At 67.2% G+C, this 25354-nt stretch carries 23 protein-coding genes; 13 read left to right on the forward strand and 10 right to left on the reverse strand.

Going from position 1 to position 25354, the window contains the following annotated elements; all coding sequences use genetic code 11:
- The first annotated feature begins 12 nt into the window (after positions 1-12).
- The 4 genes from holA to CAL13_RS14525 all read left to right on the forward strand — a co-directional run bounded on the left by holA (position 13) and on the right by CAL13_RS14525 (position 4588).
- Positions 13-1068, forward strand: coding sequence for a DNA polymerase III subunit delta (gene holA / locus CAL13_RS14510; RefSeq protein ID WP_086072767.1), 1056 nt, complete (start codon positions 13-15; stop codon positions 1066-1068).
- 131 nt (positions 1069-1199) lie between these two features.
- Positions 1200-2465 (forward strand): glutamate-5-semialdehyde dehydrogenase, encoded by a 1266-nt coding sequence (locus tag CAL13_RS14515; RefSeq protein ID WP_086072768.1) that lies wholly within the window; start codon positions 1200-1202, stop codon positions 2463-2465.
- A 140-nt stretch (positions 2466-2605) separates the two neighbouring features.
- Entirely contained in the window at positions 2606-3028 is a 423-nt protein-coding gene (locus tag CAL13_RS14520) for a CopD family protein (RefSeq protein ID WP_086072769.1), read from the forward strand.
- 18 nt (positions 3029-3046) lie between these two features.
- Positions 3047-4588, forward strand: a complete 1542-nt coding sequence (locus tag CAL13_RS14525) for a THUMP domain-containing class I SAM-dependent RNA methyltransferase (protein WP_086072770.1) — start codon at positions 3047-3049, stop codon at positions 4586-4588.
- Here the strand turns inward: CAL13_RS14525 and CAL13_RS14530 are convergent.
- Both CAL13_RS14530 and pxpB read right to left on the reverse strand, forming a co-directional pair.
- Positions 4558-5616, reverse strand: coding sequence for a biotin-dependent carboxyltransferase family protein (locus CAL13_RS14530; RefSeq protein ID WP_086058023.1), 1059 nt, complete (start codon positions 5614-5616; stop codon positions 4558-4560). The two genes, CAL13_RS14525 and CAL13_RS14530, sit on opposite strands and share 31 nt — an antisense overlap.
- A gap of 7 nt (positions 5617-5623) precedes the next feature.
- Complete coding sequence (pxpB, locus tag CAL13_RS14535; RefSeq protein ID WP_086072771.1) at positions 5624-6349, reverse strand: 5-oxoprolinase subunit PxpB; 726 nt, start codon at positions 6347-6349, stop codon at positions 5624-5626.
- A gap of 210 nt (positions 6350-6559) precedes the next feature.
- Here pxpB and CAL13_RS14540 point away from each other — a divergent pair, with 210 nt between their 5' ends.
- Both CAL13_RS14540 and CAL13_RS14545 read left to right on the forward strand, forming a co-directional pair.
- Positions 6560-6742 (forward strand): hypothetical protein, encoded by a 183-nt coding sequence (locus CAL13_RS14540; RefSeq protein ID WP_420042456.1) that lies wholly within the window; start codon positions 6560-6562, stop codon positions 6740-6742.
- 183 nt (positions 6743-6925) lie between these two features.
- Positions 6926-7438, forward strand: a complete 513-nt coding sequence (locus CAL13_RS14545; protein WP_086072772.1) for an RDD family protein — start codon at positions 6926-6928, stop codon at positions 7436-7438.
- On the opposite strand, the gene CAL13_RS14550 is transcribed toward CAL13_RS14545, so the two are convergent.
- Both CAL13_RS14550 and CAL13_RS14555 read right to left on the reverse strand, forming a co-directional pair.
- On the reverse strand, positions 7435-8877 hold the full coding sequence (locus CAL13_RS14550) for an N-acyl-D-amino-acid deacylase family protein (protein ID WP_086072773.1): 1443 nt from the start codon (positions 8875-8877) through the stop codon (positions 7435-7437). The two genes, CAL13_RS14545 and CAL13_RS14550, sit on opposite strands and share 4 nt — an antisense overlap.
- A gap of 63 nt (positions 8878-8940) precedes the next feature.
- The gene (locus CAL13_RS14555) at positions 8941-9933 is read right to left on the reverse strand and encodes a Bug family tripartite tricarboxylate transporter substrate binding protein (protein WP_232467666.1); all 993 of its coding nucleotides are present in this window, start codon (positions 9931-9933) and stop codon (positions 8941-8943) included.
- Positions 9934-10092: 159 nt separating this feature from the next.
- Here CAL13_RS14555 and CAL13_RS14560 point away from each other — a divergent pair, with 159 nt between their 5' ends.
- The 6 genes from CAL13_RS14560 (at position 10093) to CAL13_RS14585 (ending at position 17026) form a co-directional block, all read left to right on the forward strand.
- Positions 10093-10995, forward strand: a complete 903-nt coding sequence (locus CAL13_RS14560; RefSeq protein WP_086058028.1) for a LysR substrate-binding domain-containing protein — start codon at positions 10093-10095, stop codon at positions 10993-10995.
- A gap of 103 nt (positions 10996-11098) precedes the next feature.
- Complete coding sequence (locus CAL13_RS14565) at positions 11099-11971, forward strand: UDP-2,3-diacylglucosamine diphosphatase (RefSeq protein ID WP_086072774.1); 873 nt, start codon at positions 11099-11101, stop codon at positions 11969-11971.
- A 171-nt stretch (positions 11972-12142) separates the two neighbouring features.
- Positions 12143-13876, forward strand: a complete 1734-nt coding sequence (locus CAL13_RS14570; protein WP_086072775.1) for an acyl-CoA synthetase — start codon at positions 12143-12145, stop codon at positions 13874-13876.
- Positions 13877-14216: 340 nt separating this feature from the next.
- Positions 14217-14738 (forward strand): gamma carbonic anhydrase family protein, encoded by a 522-nt coding sequence (locus CAL13_RS14575; RefSeq protein WP_086072776.1) that lies wholly within the window; start codon positions 14217-14219, stop codon positions 14736-14738.
- Positions 14739-14774: 36 nt separating this feature from the next.
- On the forward strand, positions 14775-15695 hold the full coding sequence (gene hslO, locus CAL13_RS14580) for an Hsp33 family molecular chaperone HslO (RefSeq protein WP_086072777.1): 921 nt from the start codon (positions 14775-14777) through the stop codon (positions 15693-15695).
- A gap of 275 nt (positions 15696-15970) precedes the next feature.
- A complete protein-coding gene (locus CAL13_RS14585; protein WP_086072778.1) occupies positions 15971-17026 on the forward strand; it encodes a TadE/TadG family type IV pilus assembly protein in 1056 nt (351 codons plus the stop codon).
- A 24-nt stretch (positions 17027-17050) separates the two neighbouring features.
- Here the strand turns inward: CAL13_RS14585 and ftsB are convergent, their stop codons facing one another.
- The 4 genes from ftsB to CAL13_RS14605 all read right to left on the reverse strand — a co-directional run bounded on the left by ftsB (position 17051) and on the right by CAL13_RS14605 (position 21451).
- The gene (ftsB, locus tag CAL13_RS14590; protein WP_086058034.1) at positions 17051-17416 is read right to left on the reverse strand and encodes a cell division protein FtsB; all 366 of its coding nucleotides are present in this window, start codon (positions 17414-17416) and stop codon (positions 17051-17053) included.
- Between the two features lie 58 nt (positions 17417-17474).
- Entirely contained in the window at positions 17475-18761 is a 1287-nt protein-coding gene (gene eno, locus CAL13_RS14595; protein WP_086058035.1) for a phosphopyruvate hydratase, read from the reverse strand.
- A gap of 183 nt (positions 18762-18944) precedes the next feature.
- Positions 18945-19799 carry a 3-deoxy-8-phosphooctulonate synthase gene (gene kdsA / locus CAL13_RS14600; RefSeq protein WP_198297797.1) on the reverse strand — a complete coding sequence of 285 codons (855 nt, stop codon included), beginning with the start codon at positions 19797-19799 and terminating at the stop codon, positions 18945-18947.
- Positions 19799-21451: a CTP synthase gene (locus tag CAL13_RS14605; RefSeq protein ID WP_086058037.1), complete on the reverse strand. Its 1653-nt coding sequence runs from the start codon at positions 21449-21451 to the stop codon at positions 19799-19801. The genes kdsA and CAL13_RS14605 overlap by 1 nt, the downstream gene beginning before the upstream one ends.
- A gap of 238 nt (positions 21452-21689) precedes the next feature.
- Between CAL13_RS14605 and CAL13_RS14610 the strand changes: the two genes are divergently transcribed.
- Positions 21690-22556: an SDR family oxidoreductase gene (locus CAL13_RS14610; RefSeq protein ID WP_086058038.1), complete on the forward strand. Its 867-nt coding sequence runs from the start codon at positions 21690-21692 to the stop codon at positions 22554-22556.
- 90 nt (positions 22557-22646) lie between these two features.
- Here CAL13_RS14610 and CAL13_RS14615 read toward each other — a convergent pair whose 3' ends face one another.
- Together CAL13_RS14615 and CAL13_RS14620 are read right to left on the reverse strand one after the other, a co-directional pair.
- Positions 22647-24446 carry an aminopeptidase P family protein gene (locus CAL13_RS14615; RefSeq protein ID WP_086072779.1) on the reverse strand — a complete coding sequence of 600 codons (1800 nt, stop codon included), beginning with the start codon at positions 24444-24446 and terminating at the stop codon, positions 22647-22649.
- A 55-nt stretch (positions 24447-24501) separates the two neighbouring features.
- Positions 24502-25320: a M55 family metallopeptidase gene (locus CAL13_RS14620; RefSeq protein WP_086072780.1), complete on the reverse strand. Its 819-nt coding sequence runs from the start codon at positions 25318-25320 to the stop codon at positions 24502-24504.
- Positions 25321-25354: the final 34 nt, after the last annotated feature.

Genomic DNA, 25354 nt, shown 5'->3' on the forward strand with positions numbered 1-25354 from the left:
GGGGCATACCCGATGGCGCAGTCATTGGACGCCGACCGCTTCGCCGAACACCTGCGGCGCGCGGGCGGCCGTCTGGCGCCGCTGTACGCCATCAGCGGCGACGAACCCTTGCTGGTCACCGAAGCCATGGACGCCCTGCGAGCGGCCGCCCGCGCGGCCGGCTATACCGAGCGCACATCCATGGTGATGGACGCGCGCAGCGATTGGAGCGCCGTCTTCGCGGCCACGCAGACGGTGTCGCTGTTCGGCGACCGCCGGCTGCTGGAACTGAAGATCCCCACGGGCAAACCGGGCAAGACCGGCGCCGATACCCTGATCAAGCTTGCCGAGCAGGCCGATGGCGCCGGCGACCCGGACACCCTCATCGTGGTGGGGCTGCCCCGCCTGGACAAGGCCACCCGGGACAGCAAATGGGCGGCCGCGCTCGCCCGCGGCATCATGGTCGACATCCCGACGATCGAACGCGGGCGCCTGCCGGCATGGATCGGCGAACGTCTGGCGCGCCAGAACCAGCGCGCCGATGCCGCGACGCTGCAATGGATGGCGGACAAGGTCGAGGGCAATCTGCTGGCGGCGCACCAGGAAATCCAGAAGCTGGGCCTGCTTTACCCGGAAGGCCCGCTGGAAGCCGAAGCGGTGGAGCGCGCCGTATTGAACGTGGCCCGCTATGACGTCTTCGGATTGCGCGATGCCATGCTTGCGGGCGACGTCGCCCGCACGGTGCGGATGCTGGACGGCCTGCGGGCGGAAGGCGAAGCCCTGCCCCTGGTCCTGTGGGCGGTCGGCGAGGAAATCCGCATCCTGGCGCGCGTTGCGCAGGCGCGCGCCGGCGGCCAGGATGCCGGCGCGATGATGCGCCGCCTGCGCATCTTCGGCGCGCACGAAAGACTCGCGATGCAGGCCCTGTCGCGGGTACCTCCCCGCGCGTGGCCGGCGGCGGTGCAGCACGCGCATGACGTCGACCGCATCATCAAGGGCTTGCCGGTGCCCGGCCGTCTCGCCGACCCCTGGGAAGAGATGACGCGGCTGGCGCTGCGCGTGGCCGCCGCAGGCCGCCGCGAGGCATGAGCGCAGGGCAACAGATACACTAGCGCTTCGCGTCCCCGCCGGGACCAACCCATACGGGCAGACCGCCACATTGCTACGAAAACACGGATGACGCTTGCCAGGCCGGCGCCGTCCCCTCATCACTGATTGCCATGTCCACGCAGACCGTCGAACAAGCCATGCTCGCGCTGGGCGAGAACGCCCGCCGCGCCGCGCGCGAAATGATGCGCGCCACGGGCGCCGCGAAAGCCCGCGCCCTGACAGCGATGGCAGAAGCGATCGCGGAAAACCGCGACACGCTCAAAGCCGCCAATGAACAGGATCTGGAGGCCGCCCGCGCGAATGGACTGAGCCCGGCGCTGCTCGATCGGCTGACGCTGTCCGAGCGCACGCTGACGCTGATGGCCGAGGGTCTGCGACAGGTCGCCGCCCTGCCCGATCCGGTAGGCAGCATCGGTCCCACCACGGTGCGCCCGAACGGCATGCGCGTGGCGCAAATGCGGGTGCCGCTGGGCGTTATCGGCATCATCTACGAATCCCGTCCCAACGTAACCATCGACGCGGCGGCCCTGTGCCTGAAGTCCGGCAACGCCGCCATCCTGCGCGGCGGCAGCGAAGCGCTGCGCTCCAACCTGGCGCTGGCCCGCATCGTCCGGCAGGGGCTGGAAACGGCCGGCCTGCCGGAGCACGCCGTGCAGGTGGTCGACACCGCCGACCGTGCCGCCGTGGGCAAGCTCATCACCATGACCGAATACATCGACGTCATCGTGCCGCGCGGCGGAAAAAGCTTGATCCAGCGTATGAGCGCCGAGGCTCGCGTTCCGCTGATCAAGCACCTTGACGGCAACTGCCACGTCTACATCGACGCGGACGCGGACCCCGAAAAGGCCCATGCCATTGCATTCAACGCGAAGACGTATCGCTATGGCGTGTGCGGATCGATGGAAACGATGCTGGTGCACGAAGGCATCGCGAACGCCGTGCTGCCCCGCCTTGCAGAGGCGCTGATCGCGCATGGCGTCGAACTGCGCGGCTGCCCGCGCACGCAGGCGCTGGTGCCGGCCGCGCGCCCGGCCACGGACGCGGACTGGGCCGAGGAATACCTGGGGCCCATCCTGGCGGTGCGCATCGTCGATACCCTGGATGACGCCATCGCCCACATCGCGCGCTGGGGCTCGGGCCACACCGATGCCATCGTCACGGAAAACCTGGGTGCGGCCCAGCGATTCCAGCGCGAGGTCGACTCCAGCTCCGTCTATGTCAATCTGCCCACCGTGTTCGCCGACGGTTATGAATATGGACTGGGCTCGGAGATCGGCATCTCCACGAACCGCCTGCATGCCCGCGGCCCCGTGGGGCTCGAAGGCTTGACCACGTACAAGTGGGTACTGACCGGCGAAGGGCAATTGCGCGGTTGAGCGGCAGGGCCGGACGCGGACAAGCACGAGCCGGCGGCGGCCGGCGCGCTGGCGGACATGAAACCGTCCTGGCGCCGCGCGCGCCGGATGCCAGCGGGATGCGGCCGCTACAATGCCCCTTTTTCCGAAGGTGGCGGCCCATGCTCTGGATCAAGACCCTGCACATCGTTTTCATCGCATCCTGGTTCGCCGGACTGTTCTACCTGCCGCGCATCTACGTCAACCTTGCTCAGCACGACGAAGCCGCGGCGCGCACGGTCCTGCTCGGCATGGCGCGGCGGTTGTTCCGTTTCACCACCCTGCTCGCGGTGGTCGCGGTGATATTCGGTCTGTGGCTCTACATCGGTTATGGCATCGGCATGGGCCCGGGCAATGGGTGGATGCACGCCAAGCTGTTCTTCGTGCTCCTGATCATCGGCTACCATCACGCCTGCGGCGTCATGCTGCGCAAGTTCGAGCAGGGCCGCAATACCCGCTCCCATACTTTCTATCGTTGGTTCAACGAAATCCCGGTGCTGCTGCTCTTCATCGTCGTGGCGCTCGTGGTCGTCAAGCCTTTCTAGCCATCCCCCATCCGCCCCATGTCCGCTGACGATTCCGAACGCCCGCGTAAAACGCTCACCCTCGCCCGGCGACCCGACGATGCCGCCCGGCGCCAGGAAGCCGACAAGCGCAAGCGCGCCGGCGGCCGCGCCCGCCACGTTGCGCAGCAGGAAAAGCAGCGCGACAAAGCGGCCCGCCTGGACACGGCACCCGCCCCCCCGGCGGCTGGCCCGGGCGATCCACCAGCGCGCGACAAGCGCGATGAGCGTCGTTCATCCCGATCCGGCCCCGCACGTCCGCATCGAAGCGACACCGCATCTGCGCCGTCTCCTGCGAACAATGAGGACGCCAACGCCCGTTTCGCGCAGCGCCCGGAGCGCGCGCCTCGGCGTGCCCGGGGCAGCGCGTCTCGCGACGGAGAACGCTTCCAGGTGTTCGCGCCCTGCCCCCAGGGGCTGGAAGAAGCCCTGACCGTCGAACTGCGCGCCCTCGGTTATGACGACGCGCGCGCGGGCCGCGCAGGGGCGCACTTCAGCGCCGATTGGGCCGGCGTACAACGGGCCAACCTCTATTCGCGGCTGGCCACCCGTATCCTGGTTCAGGTTGCCCAGGCGCCGGTTCAAACGGAAGACGATCTGCTGGACCTCGCTTACGCTACCCCCTGGGAACGCTGGTTCGGCGCCGAGCGCACGCTGCGGGTGGATACCTCGGCGATCAAAAGCCCCATGCGCAGCCTGCAATACTGCAACCTGCGCGTGAAGGACGGCATCTGCGACCGGCTGATGGACCGCGAAGGCGCGCGCCCCGATATCGACACCGTCCGCCCGGACGCGCGCGTACACGCCTTCCTGACCGTCGACACGGCGACGCTATACCTGGATACCAGCGGGGAGTCGCTGTTCAAGCGCGGCTGGCGGCTGGACAAGGGTGAAGCGCCGCTGCGCGAGAACCTGGCAGCGGGCATGCTGGCCCTGGCCGATTGGGATCCCGGCGCGCCCTTGCTGGACCCCTTCTGCGGCAGCGGCACGATTTTGATCGAGGCCGCATGGATTGCGCTGGGCGTGCCGCCCGGGATCGCGCGTCCCTTTTCTTTCGAGCGCCTGCGCGACCACGACGCGCGCCGGTGGCAGGACATCAAGGAGGACGCGCGCGCACATATTGCGCCGCGCCTGGAAACGCCTTTGTTCGGCTATGACATCGATCCGCAGGCGATCGAGCACGCCCGGCGCAACGCCGAGCGCGCCTGGTTGACCGAAGACGCCATCCGTTTCGAAGTCGGCGATGCGCGCACGCTTGCCGCGCCGGCGGACACCGGATGGATCGTCACCAATCCCCCCTATGGCGAGCGACTGCAGTCCGGGCACGATGAAAGCTTGTGGCGCGACTGGGCCGCGTGCCTGAAACGCAATTTTGCCGGCTGGCAGGTGCACGCGATTTCCAGCGACATGACGCTGCCGCAGCAGATGCGCTTGAAGCCGCTGCGCAGGATCCCCCTGCACAACGGGCCGCTCGATTGCCGGCTGTTCGGATTCGAATTGGTGAGCGCCAGCTATCGGGACAAGCGCAGCCCGGCCTCCTGACCCAGGGCGCCCCCGGCCATGGCTGCCGCGACACGATCGCGCAATGCCGCGAACGCCGCTTCGCGCGCCAGGTACAGCGCCTGCGCCTGCGCCAGCGTGACCGGCGCGAAACGCACCGTGTCGCCCGGCATCGCTTGTGCAAGCAGCGGCAGATCGACGCTGGCCACATACGCGATCTTGGGATAGCCGCCGGCGCTCTGCCGGTCCGCCATCAGTACGATGGGATTGCCATCGGGCGGCACCTGCACCGTCCCGAACGATACCGCCTCCGATATCATCTCCAGCGGCTGGGCCAGCGCCAGGCGCGGCCCTTCCAGCCGATACCCCATCCGGTCCGACTGCGCCGCAATCCGGAAGTCCCCGCCGTAAAACGACGTGCGCGCCTCGGCGGTGAAAGCTTCCCATTGCGGGCCCGGCATCGCACGCAGAACGTCCAGCCCGCCCTCGCGCTCCGGCAGTTCGAGCTGCGCCGCGCTGACAAAAGGCAGCCCGCACTGCACCAGCAGCCGTCTGGCGTTCGGGTAGCCGAAGTCGGCATCCCGCAAAGGGAGGCGATCGCCGGCGGCCAGCGCGCGCCCCTGGAAGCCGCCGTATCCGCCCCGCACGAAGGTGCTGGCGCTGCCCATCACCGGCGGCGCATCGAATCCGCCGCGCACGGCGAGATAAGCGCGGGCGCCACGCCGCCGTTCGCCGAATTGCAGCGTGGCGCCCGCGCGCACCAGCAAGGGCTGATGCAAGGGCGCCGGCAAGCCATCCACCGTCGCCCCCATGTCGGCCCCCGCCAGGGCGATCAGGCGCTCGCCCGTGAATCGGAGCGCCGGTCCCGTCAGCGTGCATTCCAGGGTGGGGGCGCCTTCGGCATTGCCCACCAGGATGTTGGCCACGCGGTGCGCCCACTCGTCCATCACGCCGTTGACCGGGACGCCGTAGCGCTGATGTCCATAGCGGCCAAGATCCTGCAGCAGCGACCAGGCGCCGGGCTTCAGGACGACACAGGCGTGCCGGACGGGTTCGCGTTTTCGCTGCATGGTGCGCCTAGCCCGCCTGCTCAATGCGAGCGAATTCAGCCGGCGACACAGGGACGAAGCGCAGGCGATCGCCCAGCTGCAACCGCACCGGCGGGTCCTGCAGCAGATCGAACAGGCGCCACGGCGTGCGGGCGATCAGGTTCCAGCCACCCGGCATGGCAAGCGGATAGATCATCGACAATCCGTTGGCGATCGCCACCGATCCCGGCGGCACTTCCGTACGAGGGGTGGGCCGGCGCGGCACCGACAGGCCGGGGTCCAGGCCGCCCGCGAAGGGACATCCCGGCGCGAAGAAAAACGTGTACACCACGAGCGGCGACTCGACGTGGCGGCGAATGACCTCCTGCGGCGACAGGCCGCAACGGGCGGCGACCTGTTCCAGGTCCGGCCCGTACTCGCCGCCGTAGCAGGCCGGAACCTCGACCACCCGCCCGCCGATGTCGATGGCCGGGATACCTCGGCGCAAGCGCGCTTCAAGCTGGGCGGCAAGCCGCTCGTAGGGAGAGCTGCCGTCCGGCGCGGGCGTGGGGACATAGTGCAGCGCGACGGTCGTAAAAGCCGGCACGACGTCTATGACGCCTTCCAGCGGATCGCTCAGCAGATTTGCCGCCAGCGCCAGAACCCGCCGGTTCGCCTGCGCGTCCACCGTGTCCGCAAGACGGACCAGCAGGCACCGGTCACCCACCGGCGCAATGCGCCAGGGGGCGGGAAGCGAGGGAGCCGGGGTGTCCATGCGGAAATTGTAGCGGCGAGCGGCCCCATGCGGCCCCGTTTTATGCCCCGCTTGCCGGAGGGCTGCATGGGCCATCCGTAGGATGTGGTTTTTTCACGACTTGCTCACGCTAGGGTTAACCCCTATAATCCGGGTTATCCCCTAGAGCGTGCGCAGCAAGTAGTACCAGACGGATGGAACGCGCCGCTTGCTTTTGGCACTCAGGATATTATCGTGAACGAACGTGAACCGCTGCGCCTGACCGACGAACTGGAACGCGAATTGATGCGTCAGGCCATTGAAGAACAATTCCGCCCGCGCCCGTTCCGCGCGCTGGCAAAGATGATCACCAAACTCGCCCGCTCCCTGCGCGCGTCGGCATCGCGCCCCAACGGCGAAGCCGTCCGCGCCTGATAGAGCAGGCAAGCCGCGCCAGGCATCCTGACGCAAATTTGGTTTAGTTCCCCTTGGGGGCTGCACAAGCCCCTTTTAAAACCCGCCTTCGGGCGGGCTTTTTTTTGCCTGGATTTCCGGCGTCCGGTCCGGCGTCGGACCAGCCCGCCTGCATCGCGTCACGGTAGCGGATAATACGGCGCTATGACCGACCTGTCCGCCCCCCCCGCCCCGCCGCGCTTGCGCCGTTTCGCCTGCATGATGTACGAGGCCGTGCTGCTGTTCGGCGTGGTTTTTCTCGCGGGCTACCTGTTCGACACGCTGACGCAGAGCCGCAACGCGCTGATGCTCCGTCACGCCCGGCAGACATGGCTGTTCCTCGCCGTGGGCGCGTATTTCGTCCTGTGCTGGCGACGCTCGGGCCAGACGCTTCCCATGAAGACCTGGCATATCCGGCTGGTGGACCGCAATGGCGGCGCGCCCGGATTGCCGCGGCTGGTGCTGCGCTACGTGCTGTCCTGGATATTGCCCCTGGCCGCCGCCGGCCTGATCTGGGGGCTTGCGTTCTTGTCGCACTGGCCGGCCACGCTGATGTTCATCGTGGCGGCGCCCTTCGCGATCTTCGCCGGTTCATGGCTGGATCCCCAGGGCCAGTTCCTGCACGATCGCTGGGCCGGTACGCGCTTGATCAGTGTCGCCCGCACAGTGCCTCGCTAGGCGCTGCGTCCGATGTAGCGGCCGCCGCGGGCCCCGGTCGGCGTGCCGTGGGCGACGGTCATCCGCCCGCCCAGCAAGACGTACTCGATACCCAGGGGCGCGCCCTCCGGCGCATCGAAAGTCGCCGTGTCGGCGATGCGCGCGGCGTCGAAAACGACGATATCGGCGATGTTCCCCGCCCTGAGGACACCGCGCCCGCTCAAGCCGAACTTCGCGGCGGTCAGGCCGGTCATCTTGTACACCGCGGCCTCAAGGCTGAACAAGCCGACGTCCCGCGCATAATGGCCCAGCACGCGGGGAAAGGTGCCCCACAGCCGGGGATGCGGCCGGATATCCTTGGGCAGCCCATCCGAGCCCACCATTGTCTCTGGCCAGCTCAGGATGCGCCGGACATCGCCTTCGTCCATGATGAAGTACACCGCGCCTGCCGGCAGCAGACGCTCCGCGGCCTCGCGCGCGCTGCAGCCCCACTCGCGCGCCAGCTCGCGCAGGTCGCGCCCGCTGGCTTCGGGGTGCGGTGCCGACCACGCCACCATGATGCGGTCGCAGATCTCCACGCGTTCCGGCCGGAGCATGGTGCTCGAGGCGGCATAGGGGTAGCAGTCCGCACATAGCGGCTGACGCGCCGCCGCTTGGGCCAGCACCGCCAGCGTCTCTTCCGAACGGCCGTGGTTGCGCGTACCGACAAGCTTGTGGTGTGAAAAGATGATGGGAGCCTGCAGGGCCGCGCCGATGCGCAGCGACTCTTCGATGGCCTCGAGGATCTCGTCGCCTTCGTCGCGCAGATGCGTCGCGTACACCCCGCCCAGCTCGCGCAGCGGCGTGCCGATCTCGATGATTTCCTCGGCGGGCGCGTGGGCGGCCGGCGGATAGAAGGTGCCGGTAGACATCCCGATCGCCCCTGCCCGCAAGCCATCGGCCAGGTCGGCGCGCATGGCGGCGATCTCCGCCCGCGTCGCCGCGCGCTGAAGATCGGCCATGTGGCGCACGCGCAATGTGGAGTGGCCGATCATGGCGGCCACATTGACGGCAGGGTCGGCCGCGTCCACGGCGGCCCGATACGTTGCAAAGTCGCGGTAGTGGTATGCGTCTCCGAGCAGGTCGAGCGGCGCGGGTGGCCGTTCCCGCGTGACCAGGGGCGCCAGGCTCAGGCCGCAGTTGCCGTTGACCACCGTCGTCACGCCTTGCAGCACCTTGAACGCCATGTCCGGCGTTTCGATGACGGCGTAGTCGTCGTGCGCATGGCTGTCGATGAAGCCAGGGGCAACGATCAGGCCCTGCGCGTCGATGGTATGACGGGCGTCGGCGTCGCGCAGGTCTCCCATGGCGGCGATGCGGCCATCCCGCAACGCCAGGTCTTCCTGGCGGCGCGGCGCGCCGGTGCCGTCGACGACGGCGCCGCCGCGAATGAGAACGTCATAGCGATTGGAATCGGGCATGGCGGGAACGGGAAATTCGGATAACCGGGCAATGGAGCGGCCGGCCCCAGGCGCGGCAATCCATCAGTCGACGCGGGCATTGGCCTGGCGGACCAGCTTGCCCCATTTGCCGGTTTCCCGGTTCATCAAGTCGCGGAATGACTGCGGCGTGCCGCCGATGGGCTCGAACGCCAGCTCGGACAGTTTGCGCCGCACGTTCTCGTCGGACAGCATGGCGTTGAATTCGCGATTCAGGCGATCCACGATGGGTTGCGGCGTGCCCGCCGGCGCCACGAAACCGCCCCAGGCCTGCAGTTCATAATCCTTCACTCCTGCCTCCTGCATGGTGGGCACGTCCGGGGCCAGCGGGCTGCGGGCCGGGGCGGTGACGGCCAACGCCCGCACCAGGCCGGCATTCACGCTCGGCAGGATGGAAGGCAGGTTGTCGAACATGAATTGCACGTTTCCGCCAATCAGATCCTGGATCGCCTGGGGACTGCCGCGATACGGCACATGCACCACATTCAGCTGCTCGGTAACCTTGAACAGCTCGCCGCCAAGATGGCTGGTGCTCCCGTTGCCCGCGGACCCCATCGTTATGCTGCCGGGCCGGGATTTGGCGTAGGCCACCAGCTCGCTCACGCTCTTGACCGGCAGATCCTTGTTCACCACCAGAAGGTTCGCCGTCGTGACGGCGGCGACGATGGGGGCCAATTCCCGGTCCGGGTCGTAAGGCAGGCTGGAGAAAAGCGAGCGGTTGATCGCCAGCGTCGCGATGTTGCCGTACCCGATGGTGTACCCGTTCGGCTCGGCGCGCGCTACGGCCTGCATGCCGATGTTGCCGCCGGCGCCAGGCCGGTTTTCGACGACCACCGGCTGCCCGAGGCGCGCGGACAGCTCCGCGCCCAGATACCGGCACAGGATATCGGGCGAACCGCCCGCCGCGGAAGGCACGATCAAACGTATGGGCTGGTTGGGCCAGCTGTCTTTGGCATGCGAATTCGGACTGGCGAGCGCCGTCATCGCAATGACGGCGGAAACCAGGGTGCGCAGTGTGGCGCGCCGGCGCATAATCATGGATCTTCCCCTTTTTTTCGCGCGGTTTCGGTCAACACGGGCGGCCATTTCGTCGCCCTTCGCGCCATTATGGGCGCCCGGACAGGCGTAGCGGGAGCGAATTTTTAGACCGGAAAGTATTCCATTCCTTCATACCTGTACTTCGCATCGCACCGGCGCATGAAGCACCCCAACGGCAAGTCGATCCCATCGGTGACCAATCTGACGGCCTTCGAGGCGGTCGCGGCCGCCGGGACCATCACCGCGGCGGCAACGGCGCTATCGCTCACGCAAAGCGCCGTGAGCAAACAGATCGCCGAGCTGCAATCCTTTCTGGGGATACGGCTGTTCGAGCGCAGCGAAGGGCGTTTGCGCCCGACGCCGGCCGGCGCGCTTTACCTGCAGCGGGTCCGCCCGGCGCTGGCCGAACTGGAGGAAGCGACACTGGAGGCGCAGGCCTCCGCGGCGTCGCGGGGGGTAGGCGGGCACCTGAATCTTTCCGTACCCGCGACCTTCGGCGCCATGTGGCTGCTGCCCCGGCTTTCGAGTTTCGCGCTGGAGCACCCGCAGATCGTGGTCAATTTGTCCACCAAGATCGGCCCTGTGCCGCTCCCTTCCCCCACCTTGGACGCGGCCATCATGTATGTCGCGGGCGCACGCGACGAAGCCTTGTCGTACCAGGCGGCCTGGCCGTTGCGTGTGCACCCGGTCTGCAGTCCCCGGCTGGGCGGCGCGCGGGACGGCGCCGCCACCCTGCTCAAGCGCGAACCCCTGTTGCACCAGACCTCTACCCCGGACGCCTGGCTGCGTTACTGCCGGGAGCGCTGGGCGGGAAAGATCACCCCGCGGGCAGGCCCACGCTATGCGCTGCTCAGCATGGGCCTGCAGGCGGCGTCGGCGGGGTTGGGCATCGCCCTGCTGCCGGATTACGTGATCGCCGACGCCGTCTCGCGCAAGGACCTGCGCGTGCTGGACGACAGCCCCTTCCAACTGGGCGGCGCATACATGTTCGTATGTCCGAAGCAGAACCGCCAATCGCCAGCGATCGCCGCGTTCTCTGCGTGGCTGGCGCGCCAGGCATGATCCGGGCGGCCCGCCGCGCACTGACGAGGGCCGCAAGCCCGATGTCATGAAACCGCCATCCCTTCTTCATATTCGCGTCATCGGGCGGTGATTTCATGCCTGCATGAAAGCGCGAACCGAGGGATACGTGAACGAAATTCGCCCGACGCATTGGCGCACTGTGTGGATTTCCGACCTGCACCTCGGAACGACCGGATGCAAGGCCGAATTCCTGCTCGATTTCCTGGACCATAACGAAGCGGAAACGCTTTACCTCATCGGCGACATCGTGGACGGATGGCAATTGCGCAAGCATTGGCATTGGCCGCGCGCCCACAATGACGTCATCCAGCGCATCCTGCGCAAGGCCCGTGAAGGCACGCGTGTGGTGTTCGTGCCGGGCAACCATGATGAATTCGCGCGCGAGTTTGTGGGGTATGCCTTCGGCGATATCGAGATCGTGGACGAAGACGTCCACCACACCGCCGACGGCCGGCGCCTGCTGGTGCTGCATGGCGACCAGTTCGACGGGGTGATCCAGCACAGCAAATGGCTGGCGCACCTGGGCGACAGCCTGTACCAGTTCGCCCTGTGGCTGAACCACTATTTCAACCGGATGCGCCATCGCATGGGCCTGCACTACTGGTCCCTTTCCCAATACCTGAAGCACAAGGTCAAGAACGCGGTGGCTTTCATCACGGACTTCGAGCACGCCCTGGCCGGCGAAGCGCGCCGGCGCGGCCTGGATGGCGTGGTGTGCGGCCATATCCACAAGGCGGAGATGCGCGACATCGACGGCGTGCTGTACTGCAACGATGGCGATTGGGTCGAAAGCCTGTCCGCCCTGGCGGAAGATCATGCCGGTCGTCTCCAGCTGATCGACTGGGCGGCCGTCCTGGCGGAACGCGCAGCCGAGGCCCCGCCAGCACGGGCGCCCCGCCCCGTGTCGCTGCCCGCGCTGCCGTCGGCCTTGCGGCGCCAAGGAAAGCATTCCTAGGCGCACACGGGCGAAGATGCGGGGAACATCGGTAATAACCCTAGGCCTGGGGAACCGGGTCACGCCAATGTTGCAGTTCGTGGCCCTCTAGGTCATGCTTGCGTCTGGGGCAATCCGGCCCTAAAAGCAATGCCGACGAGTCCCATCGTTGTAACCGCTCACAACAGGGCCATGAACGATCAATACCAGGCGCTTTACGACTCCTTCCGCTGGCTCGTACCTACCCAATTCAATATTGCGGACGTCTGCTGTCACCGCTGGGCGGAAAGCACCGTGGACGCCCGGCGTATTGCTATTTATTACGAAGATGAGGCGGGCAACCGGGAAGTCTGGACCTATGGGCGCCTGGCGGAAGCCGCGAACCAGCTTGCCAACGGTCTGGTGCGGATGGGCGTGGGCAAGGGGGATCGGGTAGCTGTTGTTTTGGGACAACGCCCGGAGACCGTGGTGGTCCACATGGCCACCTATAGCGTTGGCGCCATCATCGTCCCGCTGTCCGGCCTGTTCGGGCCGGAAGCGCTGGAGCAGCGCCTGCGGGACTCCGAGGCCCGCGTGGCCGTCGTGGATGCCGCGTCCAGCGCCAACCTGCTGTCGATCAGCGAGCAATGCCCGGCGCTGCACCAGATCATCGGCATCGGGTTCGCCGACGAGCGCGTCCTGCCCTGGCGCAGCCTGCTGGCGCGCCAGCCCGGCGAGTTCAAACGGGTATCCACGCTTGCCACCGACCCCGCCATCCTGCTCTATACCTCGGGCACCACGGGCGCGCCCAAGGGGGCGCTGCTGCCGCATTCGGTGTTGATCGGCAACCTGCCCGGTTTCGTCGCCTCCCAGGACTGGTTCCCCAAGCCGGGCGATGTGTTCTGGTCGCCGGCCGATTGGGCCTGGACGGGCGGCATGATGGACGCCCTGCTGCCCACGCTGTATTTCGGCCATCCCATCGTCGGGACGCGCGGCAGGTTTTCGCCGGAGCGCGCCTTCGAACTGATGGAACGCTACCAGGTCACGAATACCTTCCTGTTCCCCACCGCGCTGAAGGCGATGATGAAGACCGTGCCGGCGCCGCGCGAACGCTACAAGCTGGCCTTGCGGGCGATCATGAGCGCCGGCGAGAGCGTGGGCGAGACGGTATTCGAATGGTGCAGGTCGGCGCTGGGCATTACGCCCAACGAGATGTTCGGCCAAACGGAAATGAACTACCTGGTCGGCAACAGCCAGGCGCGCTGGCCCGCCAAGCCTGGCAGCATGGGGCGTCCCTACCCGGGTCATCGGGTCGCCGTCATCGACGAAGAGGGCAACCCGGTGAAGCCGGGCGAAATCGGCGAAATCGCGCTGAACCGCTACGACATCCACGGCCACCCCGATCCGATCCTGTTCCTCCAGTACTGGCGCAACCCCATTGCCACGGAAGGGAAGTTCACTGGCGACTGGTGCCGGTCGGGGGACCTGGCCCGGGTCGATGAAGACGGATATCTCTGGTATGCCGGCCGCAGCGACGATGTTTTCAAATCGGCGGGCTACCGCATCGGCCCGGGAGAAATCGAAAGCTGCCTGCTGGCTCATCCCGCGGTCGCCAACGCCGCGGTGGTCCCCAAGCCCGATGCCGAGCGGGGCGCACTGGTCAAGGCCTACGTCGTGCTGACCGCGGAATTCGCGGACCAGCCGCGCGACGCACTGGTTCAGGCCCTGCAGGACCAGGTGCGCGAACGCCTGGCGCCGTACGAGTACCCCAAGGAGATCGAGTTCGTCGACGAGCTCCCCATGACGACGACGGGCAAGGTGCAACGGCGGATCCTGCGGCAACGGGAAGAAGAGAGGTGGGCCCACCCCCGAAGCGCTAGCGCGCTTCCCCCTCGAGGGGGCGACGCTGGCGGACCGGCGGAGCCGGATCCGCGGCGTCCTGGATAGCCCACCCCCGAAGCGCTGAGGCGCTTCCCCCTCGAGGGGGCGACGCTGGCGGACCGGCGGAGCCGGATCCGCGGCGTCCTGGATAACCCACCCCCGAAGCGCTAGCGCGCTTCCCCCTCGAGGGGGCGACGCTGGCGGACCGGCGGAGCCGGATCCGCGGCGTCCTGGATAGCCCACCCCCGAAGCGCTGACGCGCTTCCCCCTCGAGGGGGCGACGCTGGCGGACCGGCGGAGCCGGATCCGCGGCGTCCTGGATCAGGGGAGCCAGTTGTGGGGGTTGGTTTCGGGCGGCGCTGGGAGGGGTGTGGCGTCGTGGTTTGTGACACGGAGGGAGACGGACATGGCCATTTATGAACTGGACGGCGTTGCGCCGCGTATCGACGCCAGCGCCTATATCGCCGACAGCGCCGACATCATCGGCGATGTGACGCTGGAAGCGGAGGTCAGCATTTGGCCGCAGGTGACCATACGGGGCGACAACGCGCCTATCGTGATTCGCGCGGGCAGCAATATCCAGGAATCGTCCGTGCTGCATGTGGATCATGGGCACGGGCTGATCGTGGAGTCGGATGTGACGGTGGGGCACCAGGCCATGCTGCACGGCTGCACGATACGGGAAGGCGCGCTGGTCGGCATCCAGGCCATCGTGCTGAACGATGCCGTGGTGGGCCGCAACTGTCTGATCGGCGCGGGGGCCATCATCCCCGAGGGCCGGGTGATCCCCGACAACAGCCTCGTCATCGGCATTGGCAAGGTGGTGCGCGAGCTCAGCGCCGAAGAGATCGAGCAGATGCACAAGAATACCCATGGCTACGTCATGCGTGGCCAGCAGTACAAACGGGTGCTCAAGCGCATCGGCTGAAGCGGCGGCAGGCGGCGAATCGGCTAACATGGCCGCATGACCGATCTCCTTAAGAAATACCTGTTTGAAGACCGCACGGTGCGGGTGCAGGCGGTGCGTCTGCACGAAACCTGGCGCGAAGCGCAAGTCAACCACGACTACCCGCCCGCGGTGAAACGCCTGCTTGGCGAACTGATCGCAGCCGCCACGCTGCTGGCCGCAAACCTCAAATTCGAAGGTTCCCTCGTGATGCAGGTCCAGGGCGATGGCCCCATCGCCCTGCTCGTGGTCGAATGCCGCGCCGATCTGAGCCTGCGCGCGACGGTGAAGCTGCGGCAGGATCGTGTCGTGCCCGATACCGGCACGATGCAGACGCTTATGAACCCGGGCGGCAACGGCCGCTTCATCGTCGTGCTGGATCCGCAGCGCAAGGCGCCGGGGCAGCAGCCCTATCAAGGCATCGTGCCCATCGTCGGGGAAACGGTGGCGGACGCGCTAAGCCACTATATGCAGCAATCCGAACAGCTCGACACGCGGCTATGGCTGGCCGCGGACGACAGCCATGTGGCAGGCCTGCTGCTGCAGCGGTTGCCCGACCAGGGCGGCGCGGCGGTGCATCCCGGCGACCCGCAGGAAAGCTGGAATCGCGCGGTGCACCTGACCGAAACGCTGCAGGCCGACGAGCTGCGCGAAACGGACATCGACACGCTGATCCATCGGCTGTATTGGGAAGAAACTTTGATCGCTTTCGAGCCCGCGCAGGTGCGCTGGCACTGCCCGTGCAATCGCAACAAGGTGTCGGACATGCTGCGCATGCTGGGGCGGGAGGAAATCGAGGAAATCCTGGCCGAGCGGGGCAAGGTGGAGGTGGCCTGCGATTTCTGCGGCAAGCCTTATGCGTTCGATGCGGTGGACTGCGCCGGGCTTTTTTCCGGACCGCAGACCTTGCCGGAGCAGGATCCGCCAACCGTGCATTGATGGCCGACGGCGCGACGCGGTCTTGCACGGCGGCGCCGTCGGCTTGTTCCTGAACCGCCCGCCCCGCCTGGGATGACGGCTTCGTCACACGTAGTTGTCACAATCGACGGGTGAGCGGGCGGGGCGCACACTGCGGCATGTGCCCATCGTTTCACTGCGGCGCGGGGGGGTCGTCCCGCGCGCCCCAGGCGCCGGAAGCGCCCCCAGCAGGCCAAGCAGGCCAAGCGGCCCAGGCGCCCCAGGCGCCCGGCAAGCCACCGCGGGGGCAGGGCTGCGTGCGCTGTCGCCGCATTCCATGCCGCCAGCGGGGCGCGGCCCTGGCGGAATTCGCGCTGGCTGCCGTACCGCTGTTGTTCCTGGGCTTTCTTTCGGTGGAAGCGGCGCGCTGGCATGCGACGCGGCAGATGCTTTATGTGGCGCTGCTGGATGCGGCGCGAGCCGGCGCCACCTCGCATGCACGCCCCGACGTCATAGAGCGGCGTTTCGAGCACGCCTTGCTGCCGCTGTTCCATCCGGCAGGCGCGCATGGCGGCGCAGCCGCCAGGATGCGCGCCGCCTTCGCGGACATTACGCGGCAGGCCGGTGTGCTGCCTTGGCGCATCGACGTGCTTTCCCCCTCCCCCGCGGCGTTCGCCGATTTTGCCGATAGCGGGTTGCGCGTCCCGGGCGCGTCGGCCCTGCGCGCCATTCGCAATGACTACCAGGCGGAACAGCATGCGCGTCGCCGCGGCCAAGGCTGGACAGACGGGCGCGGGCCGAGATCGCGGCAAACCATCTTCGATGCGAATACGCTGCGGCTTCGGCTTCACTATGTGCATCCGCCCCTGATGCCCGGTATGCGCGCGTTGCTGCGCGCAATAGGAACGCAGCGCCAAACGTCCGGCCAGGGGCCCGAGGCGCATCGAAACGCGGCGGCGGCGCGCGCCGGCATGCTCGTGGTCGCCATGGAGCTTTCCCTCCCCATGCAATCCCATCCCGTGCAATGGCGCGCGACGGCGACGGCCCGCCATCAGCCTCCCCCAAAATCCGGAACCGCACAGCCGAACGGGCGCATCCGCGATGGCGCGCGCCTGCCGCATTGGGCCGACGAAGCGGGCGACGCTGCCGGACCCTTCTGGATCCCTGGGCACGCAGCGAATCGTCCTTTGCGCGAGACGGCGGCGCAAAGCGGACGCCCGAGTCTGGCAAAACGGAACGGCGCGATTGCGACGCTCGCGCCACGCGAGCCCGCGCTTGCCGATGCGCAAGCGGCGGACTCAAGTGGAATGACCGATCAGGACGCCGAAGCCTGTGGCGTCATCCTGTGCTGCCAGGACAAATCCACAGGTTGAATACCCGGATCCGGCGGCGGTTCTTCAGCGCCGCGGGGCGCCGGCCGGCCCAGGCGTGGAAACGGCCGTCGCATTCCTGACCGCCCCAGCGGATTGCGCGTTCGGCGGCGGGTTCTCGCCCTTGGGCACGATCTGCACGAATACCTCGCCGTCCTTCATCATGCCGAGTTCGCTGCGCGCCCGTTCCTCGATGGCGCCGGTGCCGGTCTGCAAATCGCGCACTTCGGCATCCAGCGCGGCATTGCGCGCGCGCATGCCTTCATTCACCGCGCGTTGGGCGGCTACTTGCTTCTGGAGATCCCAAACCTTGAACCACCCGCCCTTGCCGAACCACAAGGGATACTGGATCAGGCAGACCAGAGCGAGCAGAACGAGAAACAGCAGGCGCATGCGGCAGATGTCCCTGGGATAGGCGCGACGGCGCGGAGCGCCGTCGCATGCGCCAGCGCTAGCGCAGGTTGTAGAAGGCTTCCAGGCCGGGGTAGGAAGCCACTTCCGCCAGTTCTTCCTCGATGCGGAGCAACTGGTTGTACTTCGCCATGCGATCGGAACGCGACAGCGAGCCGGTCTTGATCTGCATGGCGTTGGTCGCGACAGCGATATCGGCGATCGTCGAGTCCTCGGTTTCGCCCGAACGGTGCGACACGACCGCGGTGTAGCCCGCGCGCTTGGCCATTTCGATGGCGGCGAAGGTTTCGGTCAGCGTGCCGATCTGGTTGATCTTGATCAGGATCGAGTTGGCGATGCCCTTGGAAATGCCTTCCTTGAGGATGCGCGTGTTGGTGACGAACAGGTCGTCGCCCACCAGCTGCACCTTCTTGCCGAGCTGGTCGGTCAGCAGCTTCCAGCCTTCCCAATCGTTTTCGGCCATGCCGTCTTCGATCGAGATGATGGGGTACTTGTCGCACCACGTGGCCAGCAGGTTCGCGAATTCCTGGGAGCTGAGCGAAATGCCGCCCTCGCCTTCCAGGGTGTACTTGCCGTCGCGGAAGAATTCGGAGCTGGCGCAGTCCAGGCCCAGGGCGATCTGGGTGCCCGGCTCGTAGCCGGCTTCGCCGATGGCCTTCAGGATCAGCTGGATCGCCGCTTCATGGTTTGCGACGTTGGGCGCGAAACCGCCCTCGTCGCCCACTGCCGTGGACATGCCTTGCGCGTTGATCAGTTTCTTCAGCGCATGGAAGACCTCCGCGCCCCAGCGCAGGGCTTCGCGGAAGCTCGATGCGCCCACCGGCAGGATCATGAACTCCTGCAGGTCCAGCGTGTTGTTCGCATGGGCGCCGCCGTTGATGACGTTCATCATCGGCACGGGCATGCTCATGGGACCGCTGCCGCCGAAATAGCGGTACAGCGACAGGCCGGACTCGTCGGCGGCCGCCCGGGCCACGGCCATGCTGGCCGCCAGGATGGCGTTGGCGCCCAGGCGCTCCTTGCTTTCGGTGCCGTCCAATTCGATCAGGGTGCGGTCGACGAAGGTCTGTTCCTGCGCGTCCAGCCCCATCAGGGCTTCGGAGATTTCGGTGTTCAGGTTTTCCACCGCGCGCAGCACGCCCTTGCCCAGGTAGCGGCCCTTGTCGCCGTCGCGCAGTTCGATGGCTTCCCGCGTACCCGTGGACGCGCCGGACGGAACCGCCGCGCGCCCCATGGCGCCGGATTCCAGCAGCACATCGCACTCAACGGTCGGGTTGCCGCGCGAATCGAGGATCTCGCGTCCGATGATGTCGACAATTGCACTCATGGTCGTTGTTTCCTTAGAGAGTTGGTCCACCCCCGAGGCGCTGCGCGCCTTCCCTCAAGGGGCGACGCCGGCGGACCGGCGGAGCCGGATCCGTGGCGTCCCGGATGGGGGAGAGGACAGCGCTGGCGCCTGCGGTCGGGTGCTGGGGGGCATGCTACTAGAGGGCCGTGCTCGGTGGGCGGATTACTGGAAATTTTCTTCGATGAAGCTGCCGGCCTTCACCACGCGGTCCAGGGCGAGCAGGGATTCGAGCAGTTCGGCCATGCGGTCCAGCGGAACGGCGTTGGGGCCGTCCGACATTGCGCAGGCCGGGTTGGGATGGGTTTCCATGAACAGGCCCGCCACGCCCACGGCAACGGCTGCGCGCGCGAGCACCGGTACGAATTCGCGCTGGCCGCCGGACGACGTGCCCTGCCCGCCGGGCAGCTGCACGGAGTGTGTGGCATCGAAGACGACCGGGCAATCGGTCTCACGCATGATCGCCAGCGAACGCATATCCGACACGAGATTGTTGTAGCCGAAGGACGCGCCGCGCTCGCAGACCATGATGGTGTTGCCGTCGCCGCCAGCTTCGATGGCGGCGTCGCGCGCCTTCAGCGCCACCTGCTTCATGTCGTGCGGCGCCAGGAACTGGCCTTTTTTGATATTCACCGGCTTGAGCGTGGCCGCACAGGCCCGGATGAAGTCCGTCTGGCGGCACAGAAAGGCCGGCGTCTGCAGGACGTCCACCACCGCCGCCACTTCATCGACCTGCGGCGTGTCGTGAACGTCGGTCAGCACCGGCACGCCCAGCTGGGCGCGCACGTCGGCAAGTATCTTCAGCCCCTCCTGCATGCCCGGGCCGCGATAGGACTTGCCGGAACTGCGGTTGGCCTTGTCGAAGGAGCTTTTGTAGATGAACGGGATGCCCAGTTTGCCGGTGATCTCTTTCAGCTTGCCGGCGGTTTCGAAGGCCAGCTCGCGGGACTCGATCACGCAGGGACCGGCGATCAGGAAAAAAGGTTGCCGCAATCCGGCTTCGAAACCGCAAAGCTTCATCATGACTCCTTGCCGCGCCGGGCCTGACGCTCGATGGCGGCCTGGATATAGCTGGAGAACAGCGGGTGCCCGTCGCGTGGCGTGGACGTGAATTCCGGGTGGAATTGCACGCCGACGAACCAGGGGTGCGACGGCAGCTCCATCATTTCCGGCAGGTTTTCGGTGGGGGTGCGCGCGCTGATCACCATGCCGGCGTCTTCCAGGCGCGGCACGTAGACGTTGTTCACCTCGTAACGGTGGCGATGGCGCTCGTTGACTTCAGGGCCGTAGATCTGCGCGGCGCGGGTGCCGGGCTTGACCGGGCAGCGCTGCGCGCCCTTGCGCATGGTGCCGCCCAGGTCGGAATTGGCGTCGCGCTTCTCGACGCGGCCTTCGCGGTCCATCCACTCGGTGATCAGGGCCACCACGGGATGCGGCGCGGCGGGATCGAATTCGGTGCTGTTGGCGCCGCCCAGGCCGGCCACATGCCGGGCGAATTCGATGACCGCCAGTTGCATGCCCAGGCAGATGCCCAGATACGGGATGCCGTTTTCGCGCGCATAGCGGATGGCGGCGATCTTGCCTTCGGTGCCGCGCTTGCCGAAGCCGCCGGGCACCAGAATGGCGTCCAGGTGCCTGAGGCCGTCGGTGCCGTTTGCTTCCAGGTCTTCCGAATCGATGTATTCGATGTTGACCCGGGAGCGGGTGTGAATGCCGGCATGCACCAGCGCTTCGGTCAGGGACTTATACGACTCGGTCAGGTCGACGTACTTGCCGACCATACCGATGGTGACCTCGTGTTGCGGATGCTCCAGGGCTTCCACCAGATCGTCCCACATGGACAGGTCGGCGGGCGGCGGCGTCAGGCCCAGGGCGTCGCATACCAGGTTGTCCAGCCCCTGCTTGTGCAGCATGGCCGGGATTTTGTAGATGGAATCGGCGTCCCAGACCGAAATGACCGCGTCCAGGGGAACGTTGGAAAACAGCGAAATCTTGGCGCGTTCGTCGTCCGGAATGGGGCGGTCGGCTCGGCACAGCAGCGCGTGCGGATAGATACCGATTTCGCGCAGCTTCTGCACCGAGTGCTGGGTCGGCTTGGTCTTCAGTTCCCCGGCCGAGGCGATGAAGGGCACCAGGGTCAGGTGGATGAAGACGGCGTTGTTGCGGCCCAGGCGCAAGCTCATCTGCCGCGCGGCCTCCAGGAAAGGCAGCGACTCGATGTCGCCCACCGTACCGCCGATCTCGACGATGGCCACATCCGTGTTGCCATCCCAGCCGGCTTCCGCGCCGCGCGCAATGAAGTCCTGGATTTCGTTGGTGATGTGCGGAATCACCTGCACCGTCTTGCCCAGATAGTCGCCGCGGCGTTCCTTGCGCAGAACCGACTCGTAGATCTGGCCGGTGGTGAAATTGTTCACCTTGCGCATCTTGGTGGAAATGAAACGCTCGTAGTGACCCAGGTCGAGGTCGGTCTCGGCGCCGTCTTCCGTGACGAAAACTTCGCCATGCTGGAAGGGGCTCATCGTGCCGGGGTCGACGTTGATGTAGGGATCGAGCTTGAGCAGGGTGACTTGCAGACCGCGCGATTCGAGGATCGCGCCGAGGGACGCGGCGGCGATGCCTTTCCCCAGGGAGGACACCACGCCACCGGTGACAAAAACGTATTTGGTCATCGTGTAGAGCGCCCGGGGCCGCCGGGCGCGTGCGGGAAATTTGGATTATAGCCAACCGTTCGGCGATTCCCGCCATTTCCCCCGGCGTCGCGAAGTAACAACGCCGCACAACAACGCCGCGCGCGCGCGCGGGCGGGTCCGATGGTTGCTTGCACGACCGGGCCGAGTGCGTGCACCGGCGGAACCGGCCGGCCACACGCGCGCCCTTCCCTCCCCGACCGAAATCTGGAGTTTCGCCATGACGGATTCGCAACGCCCGACCCCGCCCTTCACCGACCAGCAACAGGACCAGACGCCGGGGCAGACCGCGCCCATGTCGCCGCAGCCCGACCACGGCGAGCAGTCCTACCGCGGCTCCGGCCGCCTGTCCGGCAAGGCGGCCATCATTACCGGCGGCGATAGCGGCATCGGCCGCGCCGTGGCCATCGCCTACGCCCGCGAAGGCGCGGATGTGCTCATCGCTTATCTGAACGAACACGACGACGCCAGGGAAACCGCCCGCTGGGTGGAAGAAGCGGGCCGCAAGGCCGTGCTGCTGCCCGGCGACATCACCGACCCCGCGCACTGCGAGCAGATCGTCGAGCGGGCGGTGCAGGAGTTCGGGCGCCTGGACGTGCTGGTGAACAATGCCGCCTACCAGATGACCTATCCCTCACTGGAGGACATCAGCGACGAGGAATGGAACAAGACCTTCGATACGAATATCGGGGCGATGTTCCGGATCACTCGCGCGGCAGTCAGGCATATGAAGCCCGGCGCGTCCATCATCAACACGACGTCGATCAATGCGGACCATCCCAATCCCGGCCTGATCGCGTATGCCGCCACCAAGGGCGCGATCCAGAATTTCACGGGCGGCCTGGCGCAACTGCTCGCCGAAAAAGGCATCCGGGCCAACTGCGTGGCGCCCGGGCCGATCTGGACGCCGCTGATCCCGTCCACCATGCCCCCGGAAAAGGTGGAGCAGTTCGGCAAGCAGGTCCCCATGAAGCGCCCGGGCCAGCCGGCCGAACTGGCGGCTCCCTACGTGATGCTCGCCTCGGACGAGGCCAGCTATATCTCCGGCGCCACCATTGCCGTGACGGGCGGCTCGCCCATTATCTGATCCGGGCCGGCGCGGACCCCAGCGCGGCCGGGATCCGCCGTGCCGCCCGGCACGGCGCCCGCCCGGCAGCGTCAGTACCAGCCTGAGGCGCTATCGCGCGGCCAGCGGTTCCGTGCGAGCCAGGAGCCAGTTGCGCGCGTCGCCCTGGACGTGGGGGAGCAGCCGTTCGCGAACCTCGGCGTGATAGGCGTCCAGCCAAGCAATCTCGTCGGGCCGCAGCAGATCCGGCTGGACGCACGCCGTGTCGATGGGACACAGCGTCAGGGTTTCGAAGGCCAGGAATTCGCCCAGCTCCGTCGTCTGCCAGGGACGGTTGCAGACCAGGTTCTCGATGCGCACGCCCCAGCGCCCGGGCCTGTAGATGCCCGGCTCGTTCGAGGTGATCATGCAGGGCTCCATGGCGGTGTGCGGGGTGGCCTGCGCCCGATAGGCGATGACCTGCGGCCCTTCATGTACGTTCATGAAATACCCGACGCCATGGCCCGTTCCATGGCCGTATTCCGCGCCGCCCTCCCAGATCGGTGCGCGCGCGATGGCGTCCAGCATGGGCGCCGGGATGCCGCGCGGAAAGCGGGCGCGCGACAGCGCGATCATGCCCTTGAGCACCAGCGTGAAGTCGCGCTTCTGCTCGGCCGAAGGCGTACCCACCGCCACCACGCGCGTGATGTCCGTGGTGCCGCCTTCGTATTGGCCGCCGGAGTCGATCAACAGCAGCCCATCGCCTTCGATGACCGCATGCGAAGCGGCCGTGGCGCGATAGTGCGGCATGGCGCCGTTGGCGTTGAAGGCCGCGATGGTGCCGAAGCTCAGCGAGACGAAGCCCGGCCGCCGGGCGCGCGCGGCAGACAGTTTTTCGTCGATGGTCAGTTCGGTGATGCGTTCCCGTCCCAGCGCGGCTTCGAACCAGGCGAAGAACTCGCACAGCGCGGCGCCATCCTGCTCCATGACGGCGCGCACGTGCGCCAGCTCGTCGTCGCGTTTGCGGGATTTCGCCAGTGTGCTGGGATTGATGGCCTCCACCCGCCGAGCCTTTTCCGGCAGCGCGCCTTGCACGCCAACCGTGACGCGTTGCGGGTCCAGCAGGACGACGCTGTCAGCGGGCAGGGCCGACAGGACCGTCGCGCAGCGCGCATACGGCTGGACCACCACGCCGTCGGCCGCCAGCGTGTCGCGCAAGGCGGCGTCGATCTTGCCTTCGGCCACGAAAAGCTCGGCACGGTCCGCGAGCACCAGGGCGTGCGCAACGAAGACGGGGTTGTAGTCGACGTCGGCGCCCCGCAGGTTGAACAGCCAGGCGATATCGTCCAAGGTGCTGATCAGGTGCGCGGTAGCGCCCTTCTCCCGCATCGCCTCGCGCACGCCGGCCAGCTTGTCGGCGCGCGGCACGCAGGCGTAAGGCGCGCGATGCTCGCGCACCGGCGCGGCGGGCAGACCCGGCCGGTCCGGCCAGATGTCGGCGAGCAGATCGTGCGCGGTGTCCAGCGCCGCCTTGGCGGGCTCGAGCGCCGCGGACAGCGCACGATGTCCCGCCAGGGAAAGCACCTGCCCGTCCACGCCGACACGGCCGCCGGCCGGGACATTCGCGCCCAGCCAATCGACATGGGAAGGCACGCCCGGTTCGCCGAGCCTCATCAGGGCGATACAGGTGCCGGCCAGCTGCGCCTGGGCCTGCACCCAGTAGCGGCTGTCCACCCCCAGGCCCGCGAAATCGGCCGTGACCACCAGCGTGCCGACCGACCCCGTGAATCCCGACAGCCATTGGCGGCCCTGCCAGCGCCCCGGCAGGTACTCCGACAGATGAGGGTCGGCGGAAGGGACGATATAGGCGGACATTCCGCGCGCAGCCATGGCCTGGCGCAGCGCGGCGATACGGGCGTCGGTATTCGACATGGAGATCCTTGCGCGTGCAGTGTGATCGGGCGCCGGGACCGTCCGGGAAACAGGCCTAGCGCAGCATGAACGACATGGCGGCCAGGCTGTTCAGCACGCGGACGGCGTCGCGCATGCTGCCCGCCGTGAAGCGGACCGTGACGCCGTCCACGCGCTCCAGCGCGGGCCAGGTGCAGAACAATTCCGCCAGGGCGGGTCCTTGCGTCTGCAGGACGCATTCTATAGGCGGTTCGATGCGCCAGGGTTTGAGCTGTCCGATATGGGCAACCGCTTCGCGCGCGGCTTCCCGGATGGCGGCGCGCGAAGCTGCCGGCGACAGCGAGATGCCGCTGCTGCGCCCGGTTGCCACCTTGGTCTGAACCCAGCGCGCACCGGGAAACAGCTCGCGCGTTTCGCCGATGAAGACGTCGTCGCCGCTGGCCAGCGCCACCGGCACGCCTAGCTCGCCCGCCAGCGCGCCGTAGATTCCGGCTTCCCCCAATTCCATGCCGTTGATGCAAACCTTGGCGAAGGCAAAACTGTTGATTGTGTGGGCGAGCACGCCACGCCCCTGGGAGCGGGAGTGGTAGCCGATCAGGAACACGGCGTCGCAGGCTTCCTCCAGCCCGCCCATCATGCCCAGGTAGCGCGGCTTGCCCATGACCAGGCGCGCGCGCTCGTCGATGCCGTCGGGCAGGAGGTTGCGGTAGCCGCCGTGCGAGTCGTTGACCAGCACGTCGTCGGCGCCGCCATCGAAGGCCCCGGCGACGGCCGCATTCGCCTCGCCGGTCATCCACGCGCGGGCGCGCTCGTATTCCGGATTGCCGGCGGTGACTTGCTGGGAATGGAAGACGCCGGCGACGCCTTCGATATCGGTGGAGACGAGAATGCGCATGGGATCGTACCGTTGAAAAACAATGATCGCGCCG

The sequence above is a fragment of the Bordetella genomosp. 9 genome (assembly GCF_002119725.1).
In the GTDB taxonomy this organism is placed as follows: domain Bacteria; phylum Pseudomonadota; class Gammaproteobacteria; order Burkholderiales; family Burkholderiaceae_B; genus Bordetella_C.

What these genes read in the sequence shown, in the direction of transcription:
- holA (WP_086072767.1), top strand. Translation starts at nt 13, where the DNA reads ATGGCGCAGTCATTGGACGCCGACCGCTTCGCCGAACACCTGCGGCGC.
- CAL13_RS14515 (WP_086072768.1), top strand. Translation starts at nt 1,200, where the DNA reads ATGTCCACGCAGACCGTCGAACAAGCCATGCTCGCGCTGGGCGAGAAC.
- CAL13_RS14520 (WP_086072769.1), top strand. Translation starts at nt 2,606, where the DNA reads ATGCTCTGGATCAAGACCCTGCACATCGTTTTCATCGCATCCTGGTTC.
- CAL13_RS14525 (WP_086072770.1), top strand. Translation starts at nt 3,047, where the DNA reads ATGTCCGCTGACGATTCCGAACGCCCGCGTAAAACGCTCACCCTCGCC.
- CAL13_RS14530 (WP_086058023.1), bottom strand. Translation starts at nt 5,616, where the DNA reads ATGCAGCGAAAACGCGAACCCGTCCGGCACGCCTGTGTCGTCCTGAAG.
- pxpB (WP_086072771.1), bottom strand. Translation starts at nt 6,349, where the DNA reads ATGGACACCCCGGCTCCCTCGCTTCCCGCCCCCTGGCGCATTGCGCCG.
- CAL13_RS14545 (WP_086072772.1), top strand. Translation starts at nt 6,926, where the DNA reads ATGACCGACCTGTCCGCCCCCCCCGCCCCGCCGCGCTTGCGCCGTTTC.
- CAL13_RS14550 (WP_086072773.1), bottom strand. Translation starts at nt 8,877, where the DNA reads ATGCCCGATTCCAATCGCTATGACGTTCTCATTCGCGGCGGCGCCGTC.
- CAL13_RS14555 (WP_232467666.1), bottom strand. Translation starts at nt 9,933, where the DNA reads ATGATTATGCGCCGGCGCGCCACACTGCGCACCCTGGTTTCCGCCGTC.
- CAL13_RS14560 (WP_086058028.1), top strand. Translation starts at nt 10,093, where the DNA reads ATGAAGCACCCCAACGGCAAGTCGATCCCATCGGTGACCAATCTGACG.
- CAL13_RS14565 (WP_086072774.1), top strand. Translation starts at nt 11,099, where the DNA reads ATGAAAGCGCGAACCGAGGGATACGTGAACGAAATTCGCCCGACGCAT.
- CAL13_RS14570 (WP_086072775.1), top strand. Translation starts at nt 12,143, where the DNA reads ATGAACGATCAATACCAGGCGCTTTACGACTCCTTCCGCTGGCTCGTA.
- CAL13_RS14575 (WP_086072776.1), top strand. Translation starts at nt 14,217, where the DNA reads ATGGCCATTTATGAACTGGACGGCGTTGCGCCGCGTATCGACGCCAGC.
- hslO (WP_086072777.1), top strand. Translation starts at nt 14,775, where the DNA reads ATGACCGATCTCCTTAAGAAATACCTGTTTGAAGACCGCACGGTGCGG.
- ftsB (WP_086058034.1), bottom strand. Translation starts at nt 17,416, where the DNA reads ATGCGCCTGCTGTTTCTCGTTCTGCTCGCTCTGGTCTGCCTGATCCAG.
- eno (WP_086058035.1), bottom strand. Translation starts at nt 18,761, where the DNA reads ATGAGTGCAATTGTCGACATCATCGGACGCGAGATCCTCGATTCGCGC.
- kdsA (WP_198297797.1), bottom strand. Translation starts at nt 19,799, where the DNA reads ATGAAGCTTTGCGGTTTCGAAGCCGGATTGCGGCAACCTTTTTTCCTG.
- CAL13_RS14605 (WP_086058037.1), bottom strand. Translation starts at nt 21,451, where the DNA reads ATGACCAAATACGTTTTTGTCACCGGTGGCGTGGTGTCCTCCCTGGGG.
- CAL13_RS14610 (WP_086058038.1), top strand. Translation starts at nt 21,690, where the DNA reads ATGACGGATTCGCAACGCCCGACCCCGCCCTTCACCGACCAGCAACAG.
- CAL13_RS14615 (WP_086072779.1), bottom strand. Translation starts at nt 24,446, where the DNA reads ATGTCGAATACCGACGCCCGTATCGCCGCGCTGCGCCAGGCCATGGCT.
- CAL13_RS14620 (WP_086072780.1), bottom strand. Translation starts at nt 25,320, where the DNA reads ATGCGCATTCTCGTCTCCACCGATATCGAAGGCGTCGCCGGCGTCTTC.